The sequence below is a fragment of the Oleiphilus sp. HI0086 genome, from assembly GCF_001635225.1.
Genome location: NZ_LWFZ01000979.1, coordinates 1 through 1,317 on the forward strand (window position 1 = coordinate 1; position 1,317 = coordinate 1,317).

Here is a 1,317-nt window from a genome sequence, read left to right on the forward strand (position 1 = left end):
TCAGCAATTTTATGTTATGGTAATTGGCCTACGCAGAATTCTATTTTTCCGATTTGTACTGGCCCGATTTCAAGAAGGAACAGATGCTGGAAGCCTTAAAAGCCTATGCTGGACGAAAGCGGCGCTTTGGGCAAACTGATGATCAGTTGGATCAGGCCGAGTAAATAATCACGGGACTCTTTTTGTGTTAAAACAACGAATAATTACAGCTTTAATTCTTGCTCCACTTGTTTTGGGGGGTGTTTTTTTACTGCCTCCAGAGTATTTTTCTTGGTTTGTCGCAGCTATTGTTATTTTAGGTGCCTGGGAATGGGCTAACCTTTCAGGCGTGAGCGCTTCTGCAGCGCGAGTGGTTTATGCTCTCGTGATGGCGGTTTTCCTATTTTTGCTTGTCGGCAGTATGTCTCTTCCCTGGGTATTAACACTTTCTGTTGCATGGTGGGCCTTGGCATGTGTTCTGGTCATGACTTTTCCAGAATCATCTTCCCTGTGGAAGGGGAAAATAGTTCAGTTACTGCTTGGTTTTGTTGTGCTTGCTCCTTTGTGGAAGGCTTTAGTTTTTCTACGCTCAAGTGAATATGCGCCCTTAGCTGACTTAAATGTTCTTTGGCTTATTTTTTATATCTTGATGTTAGTGTGGGCCGCGGATACGGGGGCTTATTTCGCTGGCCGAGCTTTTGGTAAGAAGAAATTAGCACCAAAAGTTTCCCCTGGAAAATCGTGGGCTGGAGCCTGGGGCGGTCTGGCTGCTTGTCTATTGTTATCTCTGATTGCTAGTAATTTGCTAGAACATAATTTCGCAATGACTATACAGTTTGCAGTCATTTCAACTATTACTGGTTCAATCTCAATAATTGGTGACTTAACAGAGAGTATGTTTAAGCGACAACGCGGTATTAAAGATAGTAGTAATCTGCTTCCTGGTCATGGCGGTGTGCTTGATCGTATTGATAGCTTGGTTGCCGCGATTCCAGTGTTTGTCTTTGCTTTATACAATCTCTCTTGGGTCGCCTAGTGTTATTCTACTTTTCGCAAACTCTCAGTAATTCAGGTTATTAAGTGTCGACTATTCAAAGTGTATGTGTCTTGGGGGCGACCGGCTCTATTGGTCTAAACACGCTCGACGTGATTAGTCGGCACCCAGACAGGTATCGGGTATTTGCTCTGACGGCGCATCGCAGTGTCGAGCAAATGCTAGCTCTGTGTTTGAAGCACTCCCCAAGTATTGCGGTTATGGTGGATGAAGATGCTGCGCAATGCTTGCAGGGTGAGTTGCTAAAACATGCTTCTGATATCAAAGTTTTGGCAGGTGCGGAG

The 1,317-nt window shown here is 44.5% G+C and carries 1 protein-coding gene and 2 pseudogenes; all 3 read left to right on the forward strand.

The genetic code is table 11. The features are described 5' to 3' along the window. Positions 1 to 164, forward strand: a pseudogene (locus A3756_RS26195) (undecaprenyl diphosphate synthase family protein); the annotation flags it as partial. A gap of 20 nt (positions 165 to 184) precedes the next feature. Continuing rightward, positions 185 to 1,015, forward strand: coding sequence for a phosphatidate cytidylyltransferase (locus tag A3756_RS17590; protein ID WP_068554112.1), 831 nt, complete (start codon positions 185 to 187; stop codon positions 1,013 to 1,015). A 44-nt stretch (positions 1,016 to 1,059) separates the two neighbouring features. After that, a pseudogene (locus tag A3756_RS26200) lies at positions 1,060 to 1,317 on the forward strand (1-deoxy-D-xylulose-5-phosphate reductoisomerase); the annotation flags it as partial.